26 protein-coding genes are annotated in these 25,032 nt (G+C 69.8%); 24 read left to right on the top strand and 2 right to left on the bottom strand.

Annotated features, from left to right (window positions below):
* Positions 1-41 precede the first annotated feature (41 nt).
* The 13 genes from ACPXY0_RS07165 to hemC are packed head-to-tail and all read left to right on the top strand — an operon-like array spanning position 42 to position 11,798.
* On the top strand, positions 42-536 hold the full coding sequence (locus ACPXY0_RS07165) for a DUF4040 domain-containing protein (protein ID WP_423930598.1): 495 nt from the start codon (positions 42-44) through the stop codon (positions 534-536).
* Positions 533-955 (top strand): Na(+)/H(+) antiporter subunit B, encoded by a 423-nt coding sequence (locus ACPXY0_RS07160; protein WP_423929787.1) that lies wholly within the window; start codon positions 533-535, stop codon positions 953-955. The genes ACPXY0_RS07165 and ACPXY0_RS07160 overlap by 4 nt, the downstream gene beginning before the upstream one ends.
* A complete protein-coding gene (locus ACPXY0_RS07155) occupies positions 952-1,323 on the top strand; it encodes a cation:proton antiporter subunit C (RefSeq protein ID WP_423929785.1) in 372 nt (123 codons plus the stop codon). Before ACPXY0_RS07160 ends, ACPXY0_RS07155 begins: the two co-directional genes overlap by 4 nt.
* Positions 1,323-2,801: a monovalent cation/H+ antiporter subunit D family protein gene (locus ACPXY0_RS07150; RefSeq protein ID WP_423930596.1), complete on the top strand. Its 1,479-nt coding sequence runs from the start codon at positions 1,323-1,325 to the stop codon at positions 2,799-2,801. The genes ACPXY0_RS07155 and ACPXY0_RS07150 overlap by 1 nt, the downstream gene beginning before the upstream one ends.
* Positions 2,798-4,261, top strand: coding sequence for a monovalent cation/H+ antiporter subunit D family protein (locus ACPXY0_RS07145; protein ID WP_423929783.1), 1,464 nt, complete (start codon positions 2,798-2,800; stop codon positions 4,259-4,261). Before ACPXY0_RS07150 ends, ACPXY0_RS07145 begins: the two co-directional genes overlap by 4 nt.
* A gap of 2 nt (positions 4,262-4,263) precedes the next feature.
* Complete coding sequence (locus tag ACPXY0_RS07140; protein WP_423929781.1) at positions 4,264-4,566, top strand: hypothetical protein; 303 nt, start codon at positions 4,264-4,266, stop codon at positions 4,564-4,566.
* On the top strand, positions 4,556-6,265 hold the full coding sequence (locus ACPXY0_RS07135; RefSeq protein ID WP_423929779.1) for a Na(+)/H(+) antiporter subunit D: 1,710 nt from the start codon (positions 4,556-4,558) through the stop codon (positions 6,263-6,265). The genes ACPXY0_RS07140 and ACPXY0_RS07135 overlap by 11 nt, the downstream gene beginning before the upstream one ends.
* On the top strand, positions 6,255-6,674 hold the full coding sequence (locus ACPXY0_RS07130) for a PaaI family thioesterase (protein WP_423929777.1): 420 nt from the start codon (positions 6,255-6,257) through the stop codon (positions 6,672-6,674). Before ACPXY0_RS07135 ends, ACPXY0_RS07130 begins: the two co-directional genes overlap by 11 nt.
* Positions 6,675-6,678: 4 nt before the next feature.
* Positions 6,679-7,689, top strand: coding sequence for a zinc-binding dehydrogenase (locus tag ACPXY0_RS07125; protein WP_423929775.1), 1,011 nt, complete (start codon positions 6,679-6,681; stop codon positions 7,687-7,689).
* A complete protein-coding gene (locus tag ACPXY0_RS07120) occupies positions 7,686-9,023 on the top strand; it encodes an NRAMP family divalent metal transporter (protein ID WP_423929773.1) in 1,338 nt (445 codons plus the stop codon). The genes ACPXY0_RS07125 and ACPXY0_RS07120 overlap by 4 nt, the downstream gene beginning before the upstream one ends.
* Positions 9,020-9,247 (top strand): hypothetical protein, encoded by a 228-nt coding sequence (locus ACPXY0_RS07115; protein WP_423929771.1) that lies wholly within the window; start codon positions 9,020-9,022, stop codon positions 9,245-9,247. The genes ACPXY0_RS07120 and ACPXY0_RS07115 overlap by 4 nt, the downstream gene beginning before the upstream one ends.
* Complete coding sequence (locus tag ACPXY0_RS07110) at positions 9,244-10,842, top strand: class I adenylate-forming enzyme family protein (protein ID WP_423929769.1); 1,599 nt, start codon at positions 9,244-9,246, stop codon at positions 10,840-10,842. Before ACPXY0_RS07115 ends, ACPXY0_RS07110 begins: the two co-directional genes overlap by 4 nt.
* Positions 10,839-11,798 carry a hydroxymethylbilane synthase gene (gene hemC / locus ACPXY0_RS07105; RefSeq protein ID WP_423929767.1) on the top strand — a complete coding sequence of 320 codons (960 nt, stop codon included), beginning with the start codon at positions 10,839-10,841 and terminating at the stop codon, positions 11,796-11,798. The genes ACPXY0_RS07110 and hemC overlap by 4 nt, the downstream gene beginning before the upstream one ends.
* Here the strand turns inward: hemC and ACPXY0_RS07100 are convergent.
* Together ACPXY0_RS07100 and ACPXY0_RS07095 are read right to left on the bottom strand one after the other, a co-directional pair.
* Positions 11,788-12,423, bottom strand: a complete 636-nt coding sequence (locus ACPXY0_RS07100) for an HmuY family protein (RefSeq protein ID WP_423929765.1) — start codon at positions 12,421-12,423, stop codon at positions 11,788-11,790. The genes hemC and ACPXY0_RS07100 overlap by 11 nt on opposite strands.
* A 5-nt stretch (positions 12,424-12,428) precedes the next feature.
* On the bottom strand, positions 12,429-12,635 hold the full coding sequence (locus ACPXY0_RS07095) for a hypothetical protein (RefSeq protein ID WP_419935491.1): 207 nt from the start codon (positions 12,633-12,635) through the stop codon (positions 12,429-12,431).
* A 122-nt stretch (positions 12,636-12,757) separates the two neighbouring features.
* Between ACPXY0_RS07095 and ACPXY0_RS07090 the strand changes: the two genes are divergently transcribed.
* From ACPXY0_RS07090 to ACPXY0_RS07040, 11 genes are all read left to right on the top strand, one after another.
* Positions 12,758-13,654 carry a P-loop NTPase gene (locus ACPXY0_RS07090; protein ID WP_423929763.1) on the top strand — a complete coding sequence of 299 codons (897 nt, stop codon included), beginning with the start codon at positions 12,758-12,760 and terminating at the stop codon, positions 13,652-13,654.
* A complete protein-coding gene (locus ACPXY0_RS07085) occupies positions 13,651-14,094 on the top strand; it encodes a PCP reductase family protein (protein ID WP_419941736.1) in 444 nt (147 codons plus the stop codon). Before ACPXY0_RS07090 ends, ACPXY0_RS07085 begins: the two co-directional genes overlap by 4 nt.
* A gap of 7 nt (positions 14,095-14,101) precedes the next feature.
* Positions 14,102-14,374: a ferredoxin gene (locus ACPXY0_RS07080; RefSeq protein WP_423929760.1), complete on the top strand. Its 273-nt coding sequence runs from the start codon at positions 14,102-14,104 to the stop codon at positions 14,372-14,374.
* A complete protein-coding gene (locus ACPXY0_RS07075; protein ID WP_423929758.1) occupies positions 14,371-15,369 on the top strand; it encodes an ATP-binding cassette domain-containing protein in 999 nt (332 codons plus the stop codon). Before ACPXY0_RS07080 ends, ACPXY0_RS07075 begins: the two co-directional genes overlap by 4 nt.
* Positions 15,366-16,076 (top strand): ABC transporter permease, encoded by a 711-nt coding sequence (locus ACPXY0_RS07070; protein WP_419941733.1) that lies wholly within the window; start codon positions 15,366-15,368, stop codon positions 16,074-16,076. Before ACPXY0_RS07075 ends, ACPXY0_RS07070 begins: the two co-directional genes overlap by 4 nt.
* 226 nt (positions 16,077-16,302) lie before the next feature.
* The gene (locus ACPXY0_RS07065; protein ID WP_423929755.1) at positions 16,303-18,528 is read left to right on the top strand and encodes a universal stress protein; all 2,226 of its coding nucleotides are present in this window, start codon (positions 16,303-16,305) and stop codon (positions 18,526-18,528) included.
* Positions 18,525-19,937, top strand: a complete 1,413-nt coding sequence (locus ACPXY0_RS07060) for a radical SAM protein (RefSeq protein ID WP_423929753.1) — start codon at positions 18,525-18,527, stop codon at positions 19,935-19,937. Before ACPXY0_RS07065 ends, ACPXY0_RS07060 begins: the two co-directional genes overlap by 4 nt.
* A complete protein-coding gene (locus ACPXY0_RS07055) occupies positions 19,934-21,706 on the top strand; it encodes a cytochrome ubiquinol oxidase subunit I (RefSeq protein ID WP_423929751.1) in 1,773 nt (590 codons plus the stop codon). The genes ACPXY0_RS07060 and ACPXY0_RS07055 overlap by 4 nt, the downstream gene beginning before the upstream one ends.
* The gene (locus ACPXY0_RS07050; RefSeq protein ID WP_423929749.1) at positions 21,707-22,567 is read left to right on the top strand and encodes a cytochrome c4; all 861 of its coding nucleotides are present in this window, start codon (positions 21,707-21,709) and stop codon (positions 22,565-22,567) included. It begins immediately after the preceding gene.
* A complete protein-coding gene (locus ACPXY0_RS07045) occupies positions 22,564-23,391 on the top strand; it encodes a c-type cytochrome (RefSeq protein WP_423929747.1) in 828 nt (275 codons plus the stop codon). The genes ACPXY0_RS07050 and ACPXY0_RS07045 overlap by 4 nt, the downstream gene beginning before the upstream one ends.
* A complete protein-coding gene (locus tag ACPXY0_RS07040; protein ID WP_423929745.1) occupies positions 23,388-24,947 on the top strand; it encodes a c-type cytochrome in 1,560 nt (519 codons plus the stop codon). The genes ACPXY0_RS07045 and ACPXY0_RS07040 overlap by 4 nt, the downstream gene beginning before the upstream one ends.
* Positions 24,948-25,032 lie beyond the last annotated feature (85 nt).

Here is a 25,032-nt window from a genome sequence, read left to right as displayed (position 1 = left end):
TCCTGACGCTGCTCTGCCTGACGGCGATCGCCGTCGTGCGCATGCGGGGCCTGTTCGCGGCGGTGATGCTGATGGGCATCTTCAGCTTCCTCGGGGCCGGCTGGATGCTCCTGCTCGATGCCCCCGATGTCGCCTTCACGGAGGCGGCGGTCGGCGCCGGGATCTCGACCATCCTCGCGCTCGCCACGCTCGCGCTCACGACGCGCAGGGCGAAGCGGCCCGTGCGCCGGCCGGCGCTCCCGCTCGCCGTCGTCACCATCACGGGCGCCGCGCTCGTGTACGGCACGCTCGACATGCCGCACTTCGGCGATCCGGAGGCGCCGGCGAGCAACTACCCGCACCCCTCGTACGTCGAGCGCACCGAGGAGGACATCCACATCCCGAACGTGGTCACCGCGGTGCTGGCCAGCTATCGGGGCTACGACACGCTGGGCGAGACGGTCGTCATCTTCACGGCCGGGATCGCGGTGCTGGTCCTCCTCCGGGGCAGCCGCAAGCGGCGGCCGATCGATGTGGGTGAGGAGGACGCGGAATGACCTACTACACGATCCTCCGCGTCGTGAGCAAGCTCCTGATCCCGTACGTCCTCCTGTTCGCCCTCTACGTGCAGTTCCACGGCGACTACGGGCCGGGGGGCGGGTTCCAGGCGGGGGTGATCTTCGCGGCCGGTTTCGTGCTCTACGGGCTGATCTTCGGGCTCACGGAGGTTCGCCGCGTCGCGCCCGCCCGCATGATCGAACTCCTCATCGCGACCGGCGTCCTCGTGTACGCCGGGACCGGCGTCGTGACGATGCTCCTAGGCGGTAACTTCCTCGAGTACGGCGTCCTGGCCCCCGCGCACCCGTCGTCGGGGCAGCACTACGGCATCCTCGTCGTCGAACTGGGCGTGGGGATGACGGTCGCCGCCGTGATGATCGCGATCTACTCGACCTTCGCGGGACGGGGACGCGCATGATCGATTCCGTCCTCGATTCCGTCCTCGGCCTCTACAACTACTGGGTCGTCATCTTTCTGATGATGACGGGCTTCTACATCGTCATCTCGCGCGGGAACCTCATCAAGAAGGTCATCGGCCTCAACATCTTCCAAAGCTCGGTCTTCCTCATGTACATCACGATGGGGAAGGTGTCGGGCGGCAGCGCGCCGATCGTCGCCGAGGGGGTGGAGGTCTACAGCAACCCGCTCCCCAGCGTCCTCATCCTGACCGCGATCGTCGTCGGCGTGGCGACGACCGCCGTGGCGCTCGCGCTCGTGGTGCGCATCCGCGAGGCGTACGAGACGATCGAGGAGGACGAGATCCAGGCGCAGGACGGGGCGCGATGATGGGCGGACATTTGCCCGTCCTGCAGGTCATCATCCCGCTCATCGCGGCGCCCCTGTGCATCATCCTGCGCCGCCGCGCGCTCGTGCTGCCGTTCGCGATCGGCGTGTGCTGGGTGACCTTCGCGGCCTCCGTCGCCCTGCTCGGCGAGGTGCTCACGACCGGCACCATCACCTACGAACTCGGGGGCTGGTCCGCTCCGTGGGGGATCGAGTACCGCGTCGACGCGTTGAGCGCCTTCCTGCTGCTCTTCGTGTCGGGGCTCGGCGCGCTCGTCCTCACCTACGCCCCGCGCAGCCTGACGGACGAGATCCCGGCTTCCCGGCACTACCTGTTCTGCACGCTCTACCTGCTCTGTCTCACGGGCCTGCTCGGGATCGCGATCACCGGGGACCTGTTCAATGTCTTCGTCTTCCTCGAGATCTCGGCGCTCTCCTCCTACGCGCTCATCGCCCAGGGGGGGCGCCGGCAGGCGCTTCCGGCCGCCTTCCAGTACCTCGTCATGGGGACGATCGGAGCCACGTTCATCCTCATCGGCATCGGTCTCATGTACCAGATGACGGGGACGCTGAACATGGCGGACATGGCCGCGCGGCTGCCGGCTGCCGAGGGCAGTCGCACGGCGCTCGTCGCGTTCGGGTTCCTCACGGTGGGGATCGCCCTCAAGATGGCGCTCTTCCCGCTGCACGTCTGGCTGCCGAACGCCTACGCGTACGCGCCGTCCGCCGTGAGCGCCTTCATCGCCGCGACGGCGACCAAGGTCTCCGTCTACATCCTCCTCCGCTTCATGTTCAGCGTGTTCGGCCTCGAGTTCTCGTTCGAGGAACTGGGGCTCGGACGCGCGCTCATGCCGCTCGCGCTCGCCGGGATCGTCATCGCCTCCACGGTGGCGATCTTCCAGCGCAACGTGAAACGGATGCTCGCCTATTCGTCGGTGGCCCAGATCGGCTACATGGTCCTCGGGATCAGCTTCGCCACCGCGACCGGGCTCACGGGCGGCATCGTGCACCTCTTCAACCACGCGCTCATCAAGGGCGGCCTGTTCATGGCGATGGGGTGCGTCATGCTGCGGCTGCACTCGGTCGACCTCGAGGACATGGCCGGGATCGGGCGCGTGATGCCGTGGACGATGGCTGCCTGGGCGCTGGGTGGTCTGGGGCTCATCGGAGTGCCGGCCACGGCCGGCTTCATCAGCAAGTGGTACCTGATCCAGGCGGCGCTGGAGCAGAATGCGCTGATCGTCGCCGTTATCGTGCTGTTCAGTTCGCTCCTCGCGCTCGCGTACGTGTGGCGGGTGGTGGAAACCGCCTTCTTCCGCGAGCCGAGTGAGCGGGCGCGCGAGGCGCGCGAGGCGCCGCTCTCGATGCTCATCCCGACGTGGGTTGTGCTCGGAGCGACGGTGTTCTTCGGCATCTACACATCGTATTCGGCGGGCGTAGCGCGACAGGCGGCCGAGGCCGTGCTTGGGGGCCTCCCGTGAGCGAGGCCGTCCCGCTGCACGTCGCCCTCGCGATCCCGCTCGCGGGCGCCGCGCTCATCGCTGCCCTCGGACGTTGGCCGAACCTCCGCGAGACCGCCACGCTCGTCACCGGCGTCGCGCTGTTCGGGTTCGTCGCGTCGCTCACGCCGGGAGTCCTCGCGGGTTCGCGCCCGACGGTCAGCCTGGTCGAGGTGCTGCCCGGCCTTCCGATCTCCCTGGGGCTGGAGCCGCTCGGCATGCTCTTCGCCCTCGTGGCGTCCGGCCTCTGGATCGTCACCTCGCTGTACTCGATCGGCTACATGCGGGGGCACAACGAGGCGCACCAGACGCGCTTCTACGTCTGCTTCGCGGTCTCCATCTGCGCGACCATGGGCGTGGCGCTCGCCGGGAACATGTTCACCCTGTTCCTCTTCTACGAGGTCCTGACGCTCTCGACGTACCCGCTCGTGTCGCACCACGGGACGCCGAAGGCGATGAAGGGGGCGCGCACGTACCTCGGCGTCCTCGTCACGACCTCCGTGGGCTTCCTCCTGCTCGCGGTGGTGTGGACGTGGGTCCTCGCCGGCACGCTCGACTTCCGCGATGGCGGGATCCTCGCCGGCCGGGCGAGCGATTCGGTGCTGCTCATCCTGCTCGCGCTGTATGCGTTCGGGACGGGGAAGGCCGCGCTCATGCCGTTCCACCGCTGGCTCCCCGCCGCCATGGTGGCGCCCACGCCGGTGAGCGCCCTGCTGCACGCGGTCGCCGTCGTGAAAGCCGGCGTGTTCACCATCATGAAGGTCGTCGTCTACATCTTCGGCCTTGATCTACTGACCACGACCGGAATCAGCGTGTGGCTCATGTACGCGGCCGGGATCACCGTGATCGTCGGGTCGCTCGTCGCGATGGCGCAGGACAACCTCAAGCGGCGGCTCGCCTACTCCACGGTGAGCCAGCTCTCCTACATCGTGCTCGGGGCGGCGCTCGCCAACGCGTGGGGCGTGATCGGCGGCAGCATGCACATCGCCATGCACGCCTTCGGCAAGATCACGCTCTTCTTCTGCGCCGGCGCGATCTACGTCGCGGCTCACAAGACGGAGATCAGCGACATGCGCGGGCTGGGCCGGGCGATGCCGATCACGATGGCGGCGTTCCTCATCGGCGCCCTCAGCGTCATCGGCGTGCCTCCGCTCGGCGGGAGCTGGAGCAAGTGGTACCTCGCGCTCGGGGCGCTGGACGCGGGCCAGATCGTCGTCGTCGCCGTGCTCATGATCAGTTCGCTGCTCAACATCGCGTACCTCATACCGATCCCCATCCGGGCCTTCTTCTCGAAGCCGGCCGATGGGTCGGAGCCGCCGCGCTTCCACGAGGCGCCGGCGTTCTGCGTGGCGGCGCTCTCGTTCACGGCGCTCGGCTGCATCGTCCTCTTTTTCCTCGCGGACGACGTGTATCGCCTGCTCGCTCCCCTGGGCGGAGGTTAGTCATGGCCATGGCCCCGGAAGGACCGGATACGGGCGGACGGAAACACTTCTTCGACGATCCGAAACGCTGGAAGCGGCTGATCGCGATCCTGTTCGTCGTGTGCGCCGTCGTCGTCGCGCTCGATGTCGTGAGCCTCATCCAGAAGGAGCTGGGGTGGCGCGAGTGGCGCCATCAGGAGCGCGACTGGGAGGGATGGCCGGGCTTCTACGCGGCGTACGGCTTCCTCGCCTACACGGCGATCGTCTACACGGCGAAGGCGCTGCGGAAGGGCGTCATGCGGGACGAGGACTACTATGATCGGTAGTCTCCCGGGCGGCCTCCCGCCCGCCGCCGTGATGATCCTCGGGGCGCTGCTCGTCCCGGCGTTCCGGGGGCGCGCCCGCACGGCCTGGGTCCTCCTCCTGCCGGTGGCCAGCCTCATCTGGCTGGTGTCGCTCGGGGAAGGGGAGTTCGGGCGGATCTCGATCTTCTCCTACGAGTTGACCCTCGTCCGGGTCGACGGGCTCAGCCGGCTGTTCGGGTGGCTGTTCCACATCGCCGCCCTCATCGGCCTCATCTTCGCCCGCCGCGCGGGAAGCGCGCTCGAGGACGCTTCGGCGCTGATCTACGCCGGCGCCGCGATCGGGGCCGTCGGAGCGGGCGACCTGATCACGCTGTTCGTGTTCTGGGAACTGCTGGCGCTGAGTTCCGTCTTCCTCGTGTGGGCGCGCGGCACGGAGCGCTCCTACCGGGCGGGGATGCGCTACCTCATCGTGCAGGTCGGGTCGGGGGTCATCCTCCTGGCCGGGATCATCGCCCACGCGCGGGCGACGGGGTCGGTCGCCTTCGACCATCTGGGGACGGGGACGCTGGGGACGAACCTCATCCTCCTCGGGGTCGGCATCAAGGCGGCTTTCCCACTCCTCCACAACTGGCTCACCGACGCCTATCCCGAGGCCACGTACAGCGGCGCCGTCTTTCTGAGCGCGTTCACGACCAAGGTGGCGGTGTACGCGCTGGCGCGGGGGTACGCGGGGACCGAACTCCTGATCTACGTCGGCGTCCTCATGACGCTGTTCCCGATCTTCTACGCCGTGATCGAGAACGACCTGCGCCGTGTGCTGGGCTACAGCATGATCAACCAGATCGGCTTCATGGTGTGCGGGATCGGGATCGGCACCGAACTGGCCGTGAACGGGGCGGTGGCCCACGCCTTCAACGACGTGCTCTTCAAGGGGCTCCTCTTCATGTCGATGGGGGCCGTGCTGTACCGGACCGGCACCACGAAGTGCAGCGACCTGGGCGGGCTCTACAAGAGCATGCCGAAGACGGCGGGACTCTGCATCGTCGGCGCCGCGTCGATCTCCGCCTTCCCGCTGTTCAGCGGCTTCGTGAGCAAGTCGATGGTGATGGCGGCGGCCCTCGAGCAGAACCTCGATGTCGTCTGGCTCTTCCTCCTCTTCGCTTCCGCCGGCGTGCTCCATCACGCGGGGATCAAGATCCCCTTCTACGGCTTCTTCGCGCCGGACTCCGGGATTCGGGTCAAGGAGGCCCCGCGGAGCATGCTGATCGCGATGGGGCTCGCGGCCTTCCTGTGCGTCTTCAACGGAAGCTTCCCGCAGCTGTTCCTGTATCCGAACCTGCCCTACGAGGTGACCTACATACCGTTCACCTCCGCGCACGTGATCAGTCAGGCCCAGCTGATCTTCTTCGCGGTGCTGGCCTTCGTGTGGCTGAGGCTGTCGGACCGCGAGCCGCACGAGTTGCCGTCGACGAACCTCGACGCGGACTGGTTCTATCGCCGGCCGGGCAAGGCCCTGGCGCTCGGCGTGGGGCGTCTCGCCTGGGCCCTGCGCGGCGGTGTGGCGGAACGCGGCGTGGCGACGGCCGCGAGCGCGGTGGGATCGGCCCGGCGGTACATGGGTCCCGGCGGAGTGCTGGCCCGCACCTGGCCCACCGGTGCGTCCGTGATCTGGGTCGCCGTGCTGCTCGGCGTCCTGCTCCTGCTCTACTATGCGAGGTAGGGGAGGTGACGCCTCTTCCCGGACCCTGATCGAGTCCATTCTCGCGGGCTCCGAGGCGATCGTCGCGCTCGGAATCACCCTCGAGGAGCTGGGCGAGGACACCATGGTCCTCAGGATGACGATGCGGCCCGATCTCACCCGCGACGGCACGATCTATCACGGCGGCCCGGTCGCGTCGCTGATCGACATCGCCGGCGACATGGCCGTGGCGGTGCGGGCCGGGGGCGGAGTGCCCACCATCTCGCTGCGGGTCGACTACCTGCGTCCGTGCACCGGTCCCCGGCTCCTCGCCACGGCCCGCCTGCGGCGCTACGGCCGCACCATCTCGGTGTCGGACGTGGACGTGCGCGACGACCAGGGCCGCCTCTGCGCGGTGGGGCGCGGGACCTACTCTTCCATCGTGGGGTGATGCGGTGAAGGCCGTGCTCTACGACCGCCACGGAGACGTGGACGAACTCTACGTCGGCGATGTTCCAACTCCCGAACCCGCCTCCGGCGAAGCCGTCATTCGTATTCGGGCCTGCGCGCTGAACGGCTTCGACCCCGTGATGCTGGGCGGGACCACGGGGCTGCGGGTCCCTCTCCCCATGACCCCGTGCGGCGATGCGGCGGGAGAGGTGACGGGATTCGGCCCGGGGACGGACGCGGCCGCGTGGGAGGTCGGGGACCGGGTCATGATCGACCCGGCGATCGAGGGCCGGGGCATGCTGGGCGAGAAGGCCCCCGGCGCGGCGGCCGAGTACCTGGCCGTCCCGCTCGAGAACCTGGTGCGGATCCCCGAAGGGGTCTCGTTCGAGCAGGCCGCGGCCCTTCCGGTCGCGTACGGGACCGCGCTCCGCATGATCGAGGAGCGCGCCCGGGTGCAGCCGGGTGAGACCGTGCTGGTGCTCGGCGCGACGGGCGGCGTCGGCTCCTGCTGCGTCCAGCTCTGCAAGCGCATCGGGGCGCGCGTGATCGCCACCGGGGGGTCCGCCCGGAAACAGGAGTGCCTGGGCGCGCTCGGGGCCGATCACGCGCTGCCCTCCCGCTCGACCGAGATGGTGAGGCAGGTGCGAGAGATCGCGGGCCGACCCCGTTACGGCGATCCGGACGCCGGAGGCGTGGACGTCGTCATCAACTACATCGGGGGGGCGACCTGGGCGGCCAGCCTCAAGGTGCTGCGCTACCAGGGTCGCATGGTCACCTGCGGGGCCACCGCGGGTTACGACCCGCCCACCGACATCCGATACATCTGGAGCTTCGAGCAGACGATCATCGGATCGGACGGGTGGAGCCGTGAGGGACTGACGCGGCTGCTGGACATGGTGGCCGCGGGCGAACTCGAGCCGGCGATACATTCCGTCCGACCGATCGGACGAATCCGAGCGGCGATGCGCGAACTCACGGCGCGGGGGGTATTCGGAAAATCGATCCTGACCCCGTGAACTACCCGATCGCCCGCAAGATCCCGCGGGCGGTCCTGGACGCCGAAGCCGACCGGCTGGCGGACCTCGCCCGCGCGCCGGTACACCGGAAGCTTGGCGGCTACGCCCGCCTGGCCGGACCCGGGTTCATGGGTGCGGCGCTCACGCTCGGCGCCGGTACGCTCACCTCGTCGATGCTGTCCGGCGCCACATTCGGGTACCGCACGCTGTGGTTGATCTGGCTCAGCGCCGGTCTCGGCCTGTTCATGATGGCCGCCATGGCGCGTTTCACCTGCAGGGGCGGCTTCCGCGTCATCCAGGTCCAGAACCGGCGCCATTCCTGGCTGATCGGCTCGCTGATGACCGCGCTGGTCGGCACGGCCGCGGTCGCCGTGATCTTCAACTTCGGTCAGGTCGCACTGGGCACGCACCTCATCGAGTCGCTGGCCCCGTTCGCGGGCTTCTCCTTCCCCGCCGAGGTCAACTGGATCATCTACGCCGCGGTCACGAGTTGGCTCATCCTCAGCTACGGGCGCCGAGGGGGCACGGGGACACGGCTCGTCGAGGCGGTCATGAAGGGCGCCATCGCCGCCATGATCGTGGGCTTCGGGGCGGTCCTGCTGCTGGTGGGCGTCGACTGGGGCGCGGCGGCCCGCGGCTTCTTCGTGCCGTGGCTGCCCGGCGGCGGCGAGGGGCTGGATCTCTTCATCGCGTCGTCCGCGGCGGCAGTGGGCGTGATGGACTGGGTCTTCTTCCACTACGCGGGGCTGGGCCGGGGCTGGGGCCGAAAGCACGAGTCGCTGGCCCGCTTCGACCTGATTGCCGGGCTCTTCCTGCCCTTCGTGGTGGTCAACTTCCTGATGATCGGGGTGTCTGCGGCGACACTGTTCCCGCAGGGGATCACGCCGGAATCGGCGCCCGAACTGGCGGCGGCGCTGATGCCGCTGCTCGGTTCCACCTGGTCGCAGATCCTCTTCTACGCGGGATTCCTCGCGGTTCCGATCACGACGACCGTCGGCATGAGCCTGGCCGGCGCCATAGCCATTCACGAGGCCTTCGGATGGGAGCCGGACACGTCGTCGTGGCGCTGGAAGATCAGCGCGCTGCTGCCGCAGATCGCCTTCCTCGCCGCCTGGAATGCCCGTCCCGTCTGGCTGGTGATCGCGATCGCGGCGTTTCTCTCGCTGGCGAACAACGTCGTCGGGTGGTCCATGTATCTGCTGCTCAACGACCGCGAGGTCCTCGGCGCCGACCGGAGCAGGTCGTACCTGTGGAACTTGGGGATCCTGCTGCAGGTCACGCTGCTGAACGCGATCGCGGTCACCTACATCTTCAACCGGATGGGGTGGTGGTGATGGGTGGGATCCATGGACTGCTGGAGCGACGCATCGGGCCGTGGTCGGGCCGTGTCTGGGGGCTGATCGTCAACCTGGTGGCCAACGCAGTGGCTCTTGCGGGCATCGCATCGGTGATGCGGACGGGGGGCGGCTGGGTCTGGATCGTGGTCGGCGGCGCCGCGACGGTCGTCTGCGTCGCCGTGCTGGCGCTTCCCGCACGCTCCGGGGAGCCAGGAGAATGAGCGGCGCCGGGGTTGCCGGCGGGCCCGGTCCCCGCGGCTCCAACCTCGGATGCTGGCTCAGTGACGCCTGTGCCGGCTTCTCCGACCGCGTTGCGCTGATCGATCTGTCGCGCCCGCGCCCCCGCGAGGTCACCTACGCCGAGCTGGACGAGCGCATGGACCGCGTCGCCAACCTGCTCTCGAACGCCGGCATCGGGGTCGGGGACCGCTTCGCCCTCGGCGTGGGCAACCGCTTCGAATTCGTGGAGATCCTGTTCGGCGGCATGCGCTGTGGCGCCGTCCCCGTGCCCCTCAACTTCAAGCTCTCCGTGGAGCCGCTCACGCACGTCGTGGTCGATGCCGAATGCCGGGCCGCCTTCGTCGATAGCGCGGCCGCGCAGCGCTCGGCCGCGATCGTCGAGCGGCTGGGGATCGAGCCGAGGTGGAACGTCGGCGGCGGCGGCGCGGGTCGCGAGCGGGCCGCCAGCGGCTGGCTCGACTACGAGGGTGCGCTCGCGGGCGCGTCGGCCGACTTCGAGCCCCCGCGCCTCGATGCCGACCACCCCGCCTTTCAGCCCTACACGTCGGGGTCGACCGGCAAGCCGAAGGGCGTCGTCCTCTCCCACGAGGGGCAACTCTGGTGGGTGCGCTGCCTGCGGAAATACTGGCCGGCCGACCCCGGCGACCGGGCGCTCGTCGCCGTCCCTCTCTACCACAAGAACGCCATGGCCGGCGCGGTCAAACCGCTGCTGCAGGCAGGGGGGTCGGTGGTCATCCTGCCCGGCTTCGCTCCGGAACCGTTCCTGCGGGCGCTGAGCGAGTACGGCTGCACGCAGGTCGGCGCCGTTCCGGCCGTCTTCGCCATTGCCCTGGGCCACATGGATCTGATCCGGGAACTCGACTTCTCGGCGCTGCGGAAGGTCACGCTCGGCTCCGCCCCGGTGCAGCCCGAACTGATGGACGCGGTCGAGCGCGCGTTCGGGGTCGAGGTCGGTGAGAGCTACGGGCTCACGGAGGGCGGCGCGGTGATGCTGGGGCCGCCACCCGATGGACGCCCGGTGCCGAGGGGGAGCTGCGGCGCGGCGTGGCCCGAAGGCGAGATCAAACTCGTGCGCGACGGCGTGGAGGATCACGGGTACGGTGAGCTGTGGGTGCGCAATCCCGGTGTCACGACCGGCTATCACAACCTGCCCGAGGTCAGCGCGGCTCGCATCCGCGACGGCTGGCTGGGCACGGGCGACCTCTTCTTCCGCGACGGCGAGGGCTTCTACCACTTTCGCGGCCGCACCGACGACATGTTCAACTCCGGCGGGGAGAACATCTATCCCAGGGAGGTGGAGGACCTGCTGCTGTCGCATCCGGACGTTCTGGACGCGGCCGTCGTGCCGGTTCCTCACGCCGTGAAGGGCGCGGGTCCCGCGGCCGTGGTCAGGGTGGTCTCGGAGTCGGGGGTGACGGCCGAGGCGCTGAAGCGGTACACGCTGGAACGGGGTCCCGCCTATGCGCACCCCCGGCGGATCGTGCTGGTGGAGGAGATGCCGCTGACGGGAGTGGGAAAGGTCGACCGGGCGGCGATTCCGGAGGTGCTGGGGCGGGCGGGAGTGGGAGCGGAGTGAGGCAGTTGGTCATCGGTGCCCGGCGGTCTCCGCTTTCCCGCGCGCAGGCCAGGTGGGTCGGGGAGCGGCTGCGCGCACGCTGGCCCGACCTGTCCGTCGACTACGACTTCATCTCCACGGCCGGGGATCGCGACCGGAAGACCCCCCTCCCGGCGATCGGGGGCAAAGGGCTGTTCACGGAAGACCTCGAGCGGGCTCTCCGGGAGGGGCGCATCGATGTCGCCGTGCATTCGCTGAAGGACCTGCCCGTCGAGGCGCCCGAGGGGCTGACGCTGGCGGCGGTACCGGCTCGGGAGGACCCTCGCGACGTACTCGTGGTCGAAAGCTCCCTGACCCCCGCCGTGGGGCGCCCCGGTGGGGTGGAGGCGCTGCGGCGGCTGCCGGCCGGGGCGCGTGTCGGTACGTCTTCGCTGCGGCGGGCCGCCCAGCTGCGCGCGTGCCGGCCCGACCTCGAGCCGCTTCCCGTCCGCGGCAACGTCGACACCCGGCTCCGCAAGCTGAAGGAAGGTGGCTTCGAGGCACTCGTATTGGCGGCCGCGGGGCTCCGCCGCCTCGGCCTTCGGCCCCCTGGCGCCTGTGTCCTGGGAGAGGGCTGGCTCCCCGCGCCGGGGCAGGGCGCGCTCGGGCTACAGTGCCGGGCCGTCGAGGACGGCGCGGCCGCGTACATCCGGGCGCTGGACGACCCCGTCGCCCGCGCCGAAGTCACCGCCGAACGGGCCCTCCTGGCTGCCCTCGAAGGGGGCTGCCGCGTGCCCATCGCCGCCCGCGCCCGGCGAACCGGGGACGGGCTGCGGCTTGAAGCGGCGGTCTATGACGTGGGCGGCGGCCCGCCGATCGAGGATGCCGCGTCGGGGCCGGTGTCCGAAGCGGCCCACGTGGGTCGACGCCTGGCGGGACGCATGCTGGAAGGGGGCGCGGCCGCCCTCGTGGCGCGCGCCCGCCGGCTCAGCCCGTGAGGCGGCGCGTCCCGTCCCCCTGGTATCCGTACAGGAGGGTCACGCAGCCCGGCGTCGCCTGCGGGCAGTAGTAGCTGAGGATCCTGAGCTTGGCGTAGCGCCCCTCCGCCGTTCGGATGACGTACGTCTCATCCTTCGGTTCGAGGAGGTGGGAGAAGAAGCCGTACTGGTACCAGCGCTCGATCCCCGGCGTGGCGGCACCCTCGTCGACCGTTCCATCGGTGGTCGCGTAGCCGCCCGCGGGCGCCTCGGTCACGGCCGCCCACGGCGCGCTCGTGGCGATGGCCCCGCCGGCCCCCGCGTATCCCGGCCCCCCGTTCACGATGATGTGGTACCGGTTGACCGCGAGGTCCCAGCCCGCCAGCGGTCCGTCGACCGCGCTCCCCTTGTCGAAGTCGAAATAGACCCACTCGGAGCCGTCGCGTGCGTCGACCGTCACGGTGTCGACCACGAAATGGTCCACGGGTGGCCGAGGAACGACCGGAGTCGGCACGAAGGTCAACGGATCGGGACGTACGAAAGAGCCCGCGACGACGACGATGATGACGAGGAGGAAGATGACCCCGGCCAGATACAGCCCGAACGGCCGTCGTGCCCCGGCATTCTCCTGACTTTCCACGCGCACGGCGCCTACCGAAGCGTTTCCCTGTTCAGGAAGCGGGCCAGGTTGGCCAGGTAATAGGCCAGGGCCGCCGCTGCGAGGGCGAAGAAGACGCCGAGGGAGAGGGGCCCGAGGCCGCCGCTGGCGGAGAAGATACGGAACTCCCACGCGGCGAACACCGCGCAGAAGACGATGGCCGTGGCGATGAGGAAGCGGTGAAAGCCGATGATCGACATGGGACGTCCGTTTTGGATAGCTCCGACCGACCCCGACATCGTACGATAACGGGGTCGGGGCCGAAACTTCGCCGATGGCCGGCGGTTGACCCCTTGCCGACCCCGTGGGAGCTTGCCGCCCGATGAGTCCCGGAATCCGCACCTACCATGAAGTGGACGAAGTCCGCTCCGAACTGCCCGACCAGATCGCGGCGCAGGACGAGCGGTTGGCCGCCCGGCTCGCGTCCGTGTCACGGGTCGTGGCCGTGATGAGCGGCAAGGGCGGGGTGGGGAAGAGCCTCCTCTCGGCTCTCCTCGCGACCGCCCTCGCCCGTCGCGGCGAGCGGGTGGGGTTGATCGACGCGGACCTGAACGGCCCCAGCGCCGCGGGCCTGCTCGGCGTCGAACCGGGGCCTCTCGTGGACGGCCCGGATGGGCTCGAACCGGCCGTGTCGCCGGCGGGGATCCGCCTCATGTCGATGGCGCTCCTCCTCGAGCCGGACCGTGCGCTCGCGTGGAAGGACGCCGCCGACGCCGGCTTCGTGTGGCGGGGCGCCCAGGAGCGGGGGGCCGTGCGCGAATTCCTGTCGGATGTGGCGTGGGGACGCCTCGACACGCTGCTCGTCGACCTGCCGCCCGGCACCCAGCGCCTCGCGGAACTGCACGGGCTCGTCCCGGGCCTCGCGGGCGCTCTCGCGGTGACGATCCCGAGTGCCGCTTCGCGCGATGCCGTGGCCCGCTCGCTGGACCTGGCGGAAACGCGCGGCATCCGGGTCCTCGGCGTGGTCGAGAACATGGCCGGCGCACGCTGCGACGAATGCGGAGCCCTCGCCCACCTGCACACGGGGAGCGCCGGCGAGGATCTCGCGAAGCGCTTCGACATTCCGCTCCTCGCGCGTATCCCGTTCGACCGCCGCCTGGCGACCGCCGCGGACGAGGGGACCCTCGATGCGTGGTTTGCCGACGCGGGCCCGGAGGCGAACCTGCTCGCGGAGTTGGCCGCGAAGCTGCGCCCCGCGGGAGCCGGAGAAAGCACATGAAGTTCCTCTGCGTCGACTGCGACCGGCAGATGAGCTTCGAGGAGCGGGCCGTGCCCGGCGACGGCACGATGGCGGCCGTGTTCCGCTGTCCTGCCTGCGGCCGGAAGACCGCGATGCTGGCCAATCCGATGGAGACGCAGCTCGTGAGTTCGCTCGGCGTGAAGGTCGGCGGCCGGACCGTACCCGAGGCCAACCTCGAGGGGATCCGCACCGGCGTGGCGTCGGGACGAGATGAGGCGTTCGAGGCGCCCCCCCCGACCCGACCCCCGACCATTCGCTGGAGCGTGGACGCGGTCGAGCGCCTCGGGCACGTGCCTTCGTTCGTACGAGGAATGGTGAAGAAGATCTACATGGAATACGCCCGGGAACGGGGGATCGAGGAGATGACGCCGGCCGTCATGGATCGCGCGCGCTCGGATCTCGGACTGGAGGGGATGTAAGCGGCCCATGGCGATGACGGCGGAGGGCGGAGAAACGGTGACGGACCCGACGGTCGAGCGCGAGGTGCACGGCCTGCGCGCCGTGATCGACCGGGACCTGTGCGTGGGGTTCGGTGACTGCATAGAGGAGGCCCCGGAGGCGTTCGACCTCGACGAGGACGGCGTGGCCGTGTTCACGACGCCCGAACACGCGTCGAGAAAACGCTTCGTGGAAGCGTGCGCGTCCTGCCCGGTCGATGCGATCACCGTCTGGGAGGACGGAGTCGAGATCGTCCCGTGAACCACAGCCGGCCCGCCCGCACCGGGCCCGATCCCGCTGAGGGCGCGGAACCTCGTGGACCGCGCGGGGGTCACCCGCTCGCCGCCGCGGAGGCGCTCACCTGGAGCTATCCGGATGGGAGCCCGGCGCTCCGGGGCCTGTCCCTCCAGGTAGGCGACGGTGAACGACTCGGGCTCCTCGGGCCCAACGGGTCGGGAAAATCGACCTTCCTCCGGCTCCTGGCCGGGGACGGCACGCCCGGCCTCCGCCGCTCGCGAGAGGTCGACGGCGCCCGGGACCGCTGGTTCGTGCCGGACCAGCCGGTCTTCCGCCCCTGGCTCACCGGGCGCGAGAACGCGGCCGTCCTGCTCGAGCTGCGCGGCGTGGCGCCTGCGCAGGCCCGCGCCGAGGCCACCACCTGGCTTGCGCGCTTCGGATTGGCGGAGGACGCGGAACGGGCGGCCGGCACCTACTCCAGCGGGATGCGGCGGCGGCTCGCCCTCGCGGTCGCCTTCGCCGCCGAAGCGCGGCTCCTGCTGCTCGACGAGCCGCTCGCCGGACTCGACCCCGCCGGCCGCGCCCTCCTCGCCGAGGCGCTCTCGGGTCACCGTGAGAAGGGCCGTACCACCGTGCTCTCCGCGCACGACCCCGCCTTCGCGGCGGCGCACTGCGACCGGGTGGGGTTCATCGTCAACGGCCGGTGCGAGGCGGTGGACCCACCGGCCCGCCTCCTCGAGCGGGTCGGCGTCCGCCCCCGGGTCGAGATCCGTTTCGCGGATTCCGCCCCCCCGGACCTCGAGACCCTCCCCCCGCCTCCGTCCTGCGTCCGCTCGGCGGCGTGGCGCGAGGGCGCCGTGATCCTCGAGGTCGAGGACCCGCGCCCCGCGCTCCCCGAGGCCCTGACCTGGGTCCTTCGGGGGGGCGCTTCCGTGACGTCGGTCGATGTCCGCGAACCGACCCTCGCCGACGCGTTCCTGATCCTCACGGGCCGGCCGCTCGAGGAGGAGGGCGCGTGACGATCTGGCGTCTCGCGTGGCGCTCGGCCCTCCGGCGGCGCCGGCTCTTCGCGTGGAACATCGCGGTCCCGCTCGTCCTGCTCGCCCCGGTGGCCCTCAGCGAGGCCGCCGCCCCGCACCGGGTCGCCGTATTCGGCGTCTTCCTCGTGTTCTTCGGCGCGTTCGGCTCGGCGATTCCCGTCGTCCGGGACGCGCGCGACGGCTGGCTCGACGAAGTGCTGCGCGCCGGCTATCCCGCGCCCCGCTGGCTCTTGGAGCGTACGCTGGCGGGCACCGCCATCGACACGGCGCAACTCCTGCCGGTGCTCCTTGTGCTGCTCTGGTCCGGCGGGGGACTTCGGGCCGGGCCCGTCGTTCTCATCGCCACCCTCGTCGCGCTCTGGTTCGCGAACCTCATCGGCCCCCTCGTCGCCGCCGCCGTACGCTCGCTGGCCGAGGCGGCCCTCGCTTCCGCCGCGCTCTCCCTGCTGCTCCTCCACCTCGCGGGCTTCTTCAGAACGCCGGTCCCGGGCTGGAGCGAGATCGCGGCCGCCTGGAATCCGTACGCGCCCCTCCGGGTGGCCCTCGGCGCCGGGGTGGGGGCGGCGGCTCCCGCCGACCCGTCGGCGTGGGCGCGGAGCCTCCTCCTCGTGCTCGTGGTCACGCTCGGCGCGGCGGCCTTCCCGACCAGCTGGAGTCGTCGTCTTCGCTGGCCCCGGACTCCGTGACGGGGGCCTCCCGGACCCGTGCCTCGCCGCGCCATCGCGGCGCTCGGGGCTCGTTTGACTTTCCCGGAGGGCTCGCGCAACTTCTTGGCGCAAAAGCGGAGGCCAGGGACCTCCGGGCGATCCCGAAAACCGTGGAGCCACGTCGGCGAACTCCCTATCCGCGACCGATCTTGACGCCCCGCGCACGTCCGGATCGCACGGCCCAGCGCATCGTGGCCGGAGTATCGTGAGCCGGTCGGAGCACGCCACCCATCGGAGCGTCATGTATCGAGAACTATTGGTCCCGGTCGACAATTCGCGCGAGTCGGATTGGGCGGTGGACCGCGCCATCGAGATCTGCGCCCGCTCGGAAGGCCGGATCACGGGCTCACACGTCTACGCTGCGCGCCTGCACGACATCCGCTTTCGCCAGCTCGAGATCGGGCTCCCGGCCCAGTTCCAGGAACCGGCGGAGATCCGCCGGCAGCGGAAGATCCACGACAAGCTGATCGAGAAGGGGCTCCAGCTCATCTCCGACAGCTTCCTCGACCAGCTGCACCGGCGCTGCAGCGAAGCGGGGGTCACGATCACCCGGCAACTCCTCGAAGGGATCAACTACGAGGAGATCATCAACGAGGCGAACCGGGGCAGCGGACGCCTCCCGAGCCTGATCGGGTTCGATCCCAACATCGCCCACAACTACGACGGGAGCGAGAAGCAGCGCGCTGACGTCCGGCTGGGCGAGAACGGCCGTCTCGTGGCGGAGGACGAGGAGCAGGAAGACAAGCTCGCGGGGACCTCCGGCCGCGACTACGACCTCGTGGCCATCGGGGCCCACGGCCTCGGCCGCCAGGAGCGCAGCCGGCTAGGCGGCGTCGTGGCCCGGGCGCTGCGGGGGATCCGGAAGGACGCGCTCATCGTCCGCAACGAGCGGCCCCTCGAGGGCGGGAAGTGGCTCATCGGCGTGGACGGCTCCGCCTACGCCTACAAGGGGCTGCGGATCGCGCTCGAGATGGCGCGGAAATACGGGGCGAAGCTCTACATCGGGAGCGCCTTCGACGTCCAGTACCACCACGTCGTGTTCAACAACATCAAGGACGTGCTCTCGGTGCAGGCCTCGAAGGTGTTCAAGTTCGAGGAACAGGAAGAGCTGCATAACAACATCATCGACAAGGGCCTGCTCCGCCTCTGCAAGGCGAACATCAAGCGGGCCGAGGTGATGGCGAGCGAATATCCCGATGTCGAGGTCGAAACCCAGGTCCTCATCGGGAAGCCCTTCGACGTGATGCTGAAGTGGGCGGAGGAGATCGACCCGTCCCTGCTCATCATCGCCCGCCACGGGTCGCACCAGATCGAAGGCACGGACATCGGCTCGCAGGCCGACAACCTCGTTCACCTCGCGGACACGAACATGCTCCTCATCGGGACGGAGAACGTGCGGCCCGAGGAGATCCCGTGGATCGAGGAGGACGGCGAGGCCGGGCTCGAGTGGGCACCCGAGGCCGAGGTCAGGATCCTGCGCGTGCCGCCCTTCGCACTCGGGATCGCGCGCAAGGCCGTCGAGGAGTTCGTCCTCGAGCACCACGGGTCCGGGAGCCGCTACGCGGCCGCCTTCGTGCCGAACCCGAAGGATGAGAAGAGCTACCGCCCGCGGACGAACGGGACCGCGAAGGTGGCCCGCGAGGCCCTGGCCGGAGGCGCGGCCCCGTCGATATCGGATGTCGTGGGCGCCGCGAACGGCGGGAGCGCGAACGGGGCGAAGCCCGAACTCTGGAACCGCGACCAGCTGCCCGTCGTGACGAACGAGCGGCTGGATGAGGCGATCAAGAAGCTCCTGCCGACCCACATGCAGCTCGTGATGGGGATCGGAGACGCGGAGGAACTCGCCCTCGCGGAGGTCAAGGCCGCTGAGGCGATGAAGCGGACGGTCGTCGACACGAGCGATGACGACGTCTTCGATGCGCCGCTGCCGGTGATGGCGAAATGCCCCGTCACGGACAACCAGATCCCGCGCGACCGCACCGCGGCGGATCCGATCGTCTGGACCCGCGAGGCGTTCGAACGCCTCGGCCGCGTGCCGCTCATCGCCCGGCCCCTCGCGCGCAATACGGTCGAACGGTTCGCCCGCGACCAGGAGATGTGGCGCGTCACGACGCTCGTCATGGACGAGAACAAGGACGCCATGATCGCGGCGGACGAGTTCGATCTCGACACGATGCTCGTGATGTTCAACGAGCTGAAGGCGAAGCAGGCCCGGGCCGAAGCCGCCGGCGTGGACGGGATGAGCGAGGAGATGAAGCGTTTCATCGAGGAGGCGAAGGCCTCCGGCGTCACGCGCTGTCCGATCCGCGACATCGAGCAGCAGGCGGCGGACTGTCCCGTCGACTTCAAGATGGTCTCCCCCGAGGAGGCGCAGGCCGCCGTGGAGAAGTTCGCGGCACAGGATTCGGAACCGGGGTCGCGCGAGGCGTGACCGAGGCGTCGCGGGGCGCGGAAGCTGTGGCGCAACGTCCTTCCGCTGCGCCGGGGGCCCTGTGGGCAGGGGCTCCGGCCGCCGCCTCTCCGCATGCCGGACCGGATACCGCGCTGCCGCACGTCATCGCCTGGAACCTCACGCGCCGCTGCAACCTCGCCTGCGCCCACTGCTACATCTCGGCCGGCGCCTGGCATCACGCCGAGAACGAACTCGACACGTCCGCCTGCCGGGACATCATCGATCAGATCCTCGAGGTGAACCCGTCTCCCCTCCTCATCCTCAGCGGAGGAGAGCCGCTCGTCCGCTCCGACCTCGAGGAGATCGCGGCCCATGCCTCGGAGCGCGGCGCGACCGTGACCGTGGGGACGAACGGGACCGGGCTCACGAATGAGCGCATCCGGTCCCTCATGGACGCCGGGGTGCAGGGCGTGGCGCTGAGCGTGGATTCACTGAATGCGCGCTATCACGACCGCTTCCGGCACGGGGAAGGCGCGCTCGAGGACACGCTCGCCGCCGTCGACCGGCTGGGGGCGCACGGGCTCGATTTCCTCATCCAGTTCACGGTCACGCGCGGGAACCGCCATGAACTCCACGCCATGGCGGCGTGGGCGGACGACCGCGGTGCCGTCTGTCTCAACGTCTACTTCCTCGTCGAGACCGGCCGGGGCGAGGGGATGCGCGGCCTCGCGCCCGGGGAGAACGACGAACTCGTGGCCCGGCTCGCCGAGCTTCAGCGGGAGTATCGCGGACGACTCATGATCCGCTCGAAGTGCCAGCCGCAGCTCATGCGTCACGTGTACGAGCGCGACCCGGAGTCCCCGCTGCTCAACTACCGGACGCGCTGCCCGTGCGGCGTGCAGTACTGCCGCATCACACCCGAGGGGAAGGTGACACCCTGCCCCTACATGCCGGAGGTGGCGGGGGATCTCGCGACCTCCTCCTTCGGGGAGATCTGGCGCGAGGCGACCGTGTTCCGTCTCCTGCGCGAGGGGGAACTGGGCGGCAAGTGCGGGCGCTGTGAATACCGGGCGCTGTGCGGCGGCTGCCGGGCGCGCGCCTACGCGGTGGACGGCGACTTCCTCGGCCCCGATCCGGCCTGCGCCTACGAGCCGGCCCCCGGGGTCGCCGAAGCCCTCGGGCCGCCTCGCGAGGTCACGTATGGTTCCGCCACGGAGGTCCGCCTCCCCTGGAGTCCGGACGCCGAGGCGCGGCTGAACGCCATCCCGAGTTTCGTGCGCGGGGTCGTGGCGGAACGGGTGGAGAGGTTCGCCCGCGAGCGCGGCCACGCCGACGTAACCCTCGATGTGATGCAGGAGGTCCGCCGCGCCATGCCGGTGGACTTCTCCAAGCGAATGCCCTTCTTCGCCCGGAGGCGGCGGGGCGTGGGGCGGGGAGAGAAGCGATGACGCTCGACCGGTCCGGAAGGCTCGCGGGAGATCGCGGGCCGCTCCGCTGGATGACCCGCGGCGCGGTGCTCGCCGCCCTCGCGCTGGTGGTGGCGATGCCGCTGCTCGCCCAGGCCGCGGCGCCCGACTACGGCGAGTTCAGCTTCCTGGGCCTCGACCGTCGAGGCGCGGTCTGGATCGCGGCCCAGCTCCACCTGCTGTTCGCGGCCTTCGTGCTCGGCGTGCCGATGTTCGCCGTCGTCATCGAGGCGATCGGGATATTCGGCGGCGACGAGAAGTATGACAAACTCGCCAAGGAATTCACCCGGCTCCTCCTCGTGGCCTACAGCGCGACGGCGATCTGGGGCGCGATCCTCGTCTTCTTCCTCTCCACCCTCTACCCGCGCTTCTGGGGCTACCTGACGGCCGTCTTCGCCCCGTCGATGTGGGTGTACGCGGGCATGTTCTTCCTCGAATCGTTCACGCTCTACCTGTACTACTACGGCTGGGACGCGTGGAAGAAGGGTGCGGCGAAGAAGGCCCACTGGTGCCTGGGGATCATGCTCAACGTGTGGGGCACGATCGTCATGTTCATCGCGAACGGGTGGCTCACCTACATGATGAGCCCTCCGGCCGACCTCACGGTGGACACGGCGCCGCAGACCGTCCAGCTGTGGAGCGCGATCAACAACGCGACCTGGATGCCGATCAACATCCACCGGCTCCTGGCGAACGTCGTCTTCGGCGGGGCGATCGTCGGCGCCTACGCGGCGTACCGCTTCCTCACGAGCAAGACCGACGAGGAGCGGGCCCACTACGACTGGATGGGCTACACCGGCAACCTGATCGCGATCGGCGCGCTCATCGTCCTCCCCTTCGCCGGATACTACCTCGGACGCGAGATCTACGAGTTCAGCCAGCAGATGGGGATCACGATGATGGGCGGGTTCATGAGCTGGCTGTGGATCATCCAGGCCTTCCTCATCGGCATCCTCTTCCTCGCGGGGAACTACTACCTGTGGATCGGGATGGGGAGGATCCCGGGCGCGGAGCGCTTCCAGCCCTACATCAAGTGGATGCTCCTCGTGCTCGTCCTGGGGGTGATCGTGTGGGCCACGCCCAACACCATGATCGCCGATCGCGACGAGATCGCGGCCATGGGCGGGATCCGGCACCCGTTCCTGCAGGTGCTCGGCGTGATGAGCGCCAAGAACACCGCGGTGAACCTGATGATCCTGACGACGTTCCTGTCGTTCCTGCTGTACCGGCGGGCGAACAAGGACCCGGTGGTGCCATGGGTGCGCGCCGGAACCATGCTGCAGGGCGCGGCCTTCGCGGTCGCCGCGGTGGTGGTCGTCTTCTACGGGGTGTACGGCTATTTCGTGACCGCGATCGTGCGCATCGGGTTCTCGGTCTACCAGGTCCTCGCCGTGCTGGCGACGATCCTGTTCGTGATCGGCCTCGACATGGTGATGCTCCGGGGCGCGAAGTCCCGGGGCGAGATCCGCTGGGGTCAGATGCCCGAGCGATCGCAGTACGCGCTGCTCATCCTCGCCGTGACGTTCACCTGGCTCATGGGGCTCATGGGCTTCGCGCGCAGCGGGATCCGGCAGCACTGGCACGTCTACGAGGTCATCCGCGACACGAGCGAGCAGGCGTTCACGCCGGCGCTCGGCCCGGCGGCGACGATGATCAGCATCTGCGTGCTCATCTTCTTCGCGCTCGTCGGGTTCATCTTCTGGCTCGGCGGTCTGGCCGAACGGTCCGCCTACCAGGACAGGCGAGGATAGATGACGAACCTGAAGATCCTGTTCACGGTCGTGGCGACGCTGGCCGTGTTCACCTTCGTGGCGAACGTGATCCCGCAGGTGCAGTCGGCGGTGCCCGAGGAGATCGTGCTCAGCGCGGACATGCCGCCCGAGGAACTGGCGGCGATCGGCGAGAACATCTACGCCGGGGTCGGCGGCTGCACCGCGTGCCACGGGCTCGGCACCCGCGCGCCGGACATCGTCGGGGTGGCGGGGACGGTGTGCGCCACGCGGGTCGCGGGGCAGAGCTGCAAGGACTACCTGTGGGAGTCGCTCGTGAGCCCGCTCTCCTACGTCGTGGAGGGCTTCGACCCCATCATGCTCGACCAGAGCCGGATCCTGTCGCAGGCGGAGCTGTGGACGCTCGTCGCCTTCCTGGAGGCGCAGGGGGGCGAGATCACCGTGAACGCGGACGACTTCGCCGCGGCGCTGGCCGCCGACGACGCGGCCGCGGCCGCGCCCGCGGCACCGGTCGTGACGGACCCGAATCAGGTGGACGTGATGGCGGTGATCACCATGACGGGTTGCCTCGCCTGCCACGCCCTGGGCGGGCAGGGCGGGATGGTCGCGCCGCCGCTCGAGGACCTTCAGGGCCGGGATCCCGCGTTCATCCGGGAGAGCATCGTCGACCCGAACGCGAGCATCAACGAGGAATACCGGGACTTTGCCGGTACCATGTCGCCGACGCTGGCTCAGATGATGGCACCCGCGGAACTCGACGCTCTGGTGAACTTCCTGGCGACGGGAGGGGGGGGCGCCCCCGCGGAGGGTACGAGTGAGACCCCTGAAGCCGCGCCGGACAGCGCGGCGGCACCGGCCGACAGCACGGGAGGGAGCCGATGAGACGATTTCTGGCCCATCCGTTCTGGCAGGGCGCGATCGTCGCGGTCGCGTCCTATGTGGCGCTCGACTTCGGAATCGGGTACCTGCTGCCGCTGATCGGCGTGCCGAGCGCGCCGGTGCCGAGTTCGGTCCTCCTCGAGTACATGCTCATCGTGCTCGTCGGCATCCTCCTCTACATGAGCGCGGACGAGGCGCGGTGGAAGAGCTTCCGCGAACCGATCCGCGCCACGATGGTGGCCCGGGACCGGAAGACGCTGCGCGGAATCCTCATGGTGGCGCTCCCGGTCATGGTCGGCTGGCTCGCCTACCAGAACGTGAAGCCGAGCTACGCCGCGCCGGCCACGCTGCGCTCCATTCACCCGGCGCCGCCGAACCAGATCACCTTCCGCGGCGAGTCCGTGGAGCTGACGGGTCTCGAGAACCCGCTCCGCTCCGAGGGTTCGATGGAGGAACACCTGCAGGTCGGCAAGGCGGTCTACGTCCGCAACTGCGTGCCCTGCCACGGCGACCTGCTCGACGGCCAGGGACATTTCGCGCAGGCCTTCAACCCGGTCCCCGCCGACTTCACGAGTCCGGGGGCGCTCCCGCAGCTCACGGAGAGCTTCGTGTTCTGGCGCATCGCGAAGGGCGGACCCGGCCTGCCGCGCGAGGGGACGCCGTGGGATTCGGCCATGCCGGCATGGGAGCCGATCCTCGAGAAGGACGAGATCTGGGCGGTCATCCTCTACCTCTACGAGCAGTCGGGATTCACGCCGCGGACGTGGGAGGAAGAAGGCGAGGAAGAAGGGGAAGAAGGGGAAGAAGGGGAAGGGGGCCACGAATGAGGACCTTGCGTCTCACGGGGATCGTCCTCGTGGCGTGCAGCGCGGGAGGCGCGACGGCGCTGGCGGGGCAGGAAGACGCGGCCGCTGCGGGCAAGGTCGTGTACGACCGCTGGTGCGTGGAGTGCCACGGCGCGACGGGGCAGGGGGACGGCTCGGCCGCCGCGTCCATGCTGCCGCGACCCCGCGACTTCACCCAGGCCCTCTACCAGGTCCGGACGACCGGGAGCGGGCAACTCCCGACGGACGCGGACATGCGGGCCGCGATCGAGAACGGACTCCCCGGCACGACGATGCCCGGCTGGCCGAACCTCAGCGATGGCGAAATCGACGACCTCATTGTCTACCTCAAGACCTTCTCGAGGTTCTTCGGCCAGGGACCCGCGCCCGAGCCGCTGGACTTCGGGTCGGACCCCGGCGGGGGGCCCGCGGCTGTCGAGGCGGGGGCGGCGGCGTACCTCACGATGCTGTGCGAGGAGTGCCACGGTCTGTCGGGACGCGGCGACGGGACCTCGGCGCCGACGCTGGAGGACTGGCGGGGTCTCCCCATTCGCGCGGCCGACCTCACCGAGGCGTGGCGCCTGAACGGCGGGAGCAGCGTCGAGGACATGAACACGCGGATGCTGACCGGGCTGGACGGGACCCCGATGCCCTCCGCGATCGACGCCATGAACTCCGGCGTCGTGTCCCCGGACGAGATCTGGCAGCTCGCGCACTACATCGCCTCGATGGGCCCGGGCGGGATGCCTCCGCTGCGTGACGTGATCCGCGTGGGGCGCGCCGAGGGAGGGCTCCCGGCCGACGGCTCCGAGGAGGCGTGGGAAGGCGTCGAGGCGTTCTACTTCCCGCTCTCGGGCCAGATCATCCAGGTGCCGCGCAACTTCGCGCCGACGGTGGACGGGCTCTGGGTGCAGGGACTGCACGACGGGAACGACCTCGCCCTGCGCGTACAGTGGAACGACCCCTCGGAGAGTCCGGATCCAGCCTGGGACGAGTGGCAGAACAAGATCACCGCGGCGCTGGACCTCGACGGGGCGGATCCGCCTGCGCTCGACAGCGCCGGCGCGCCGACCGTACGGCCGCCGGACGCGCTGATGCTTCAGTTCCCGTTCGAGCCGCCCGAGGGCACGGAGCGCCCGTACTTCCTGATGGGAGATACGCGGAATCCGGTCTATCTCTGGACGTGGGACTCCGAAACCGGCCTCGGCGCGGGCCGCGGCCGGGGACTCGAATCGGTGGAGCCGCTCGAGGAGGACCCGGTGAGCGGCGTCGCGACGTGGGAAGAGGGGCGCTGGACGCTCTATCTCCGGCGCCCGGTCGAGGTCGAGAGCGAAGGTCTCGACTTCGCCGAGGGGGTGCCCATGCCCATCGCATTTCAGGCCTGGGATGGGTCGAGCGCCGAGGTCGGGAAGCGCAGTTCGGTGAGCACATGGTACTACGTCCTCCTCGAACCACCGGCGTCGAGCACGGTCGTGGTCACGCCGTTGCTGGTCATGCTCTTGACGGGGGCCTTCGGTCTCGTTCTCGTGCGCCGGGCGCAGGATCGCGGGAGGGCGTGACGACGGCGCCTTCGATGGTAGTTTCGGTAGCGATTCCGGTGTCAATTCCGGTGGCAATCAACGCAGAGTTTCTCGTACGGAGGTA

The organism is Candidatus Palauibacter sp. (assembly GCF_965237495.1).
Taxonomy (GTDB): domain Bacteria; phylum Gemmatimonadota; class Gemmatimonadetes; order Palauibacterales; family Palauibacteraceae; genus Palauibacter.
The sequence above is the reverse complement of the archived record's forward strand: the minus strand, read 5'-3'. Positions and strand labels throughout refer to the sequence as shown.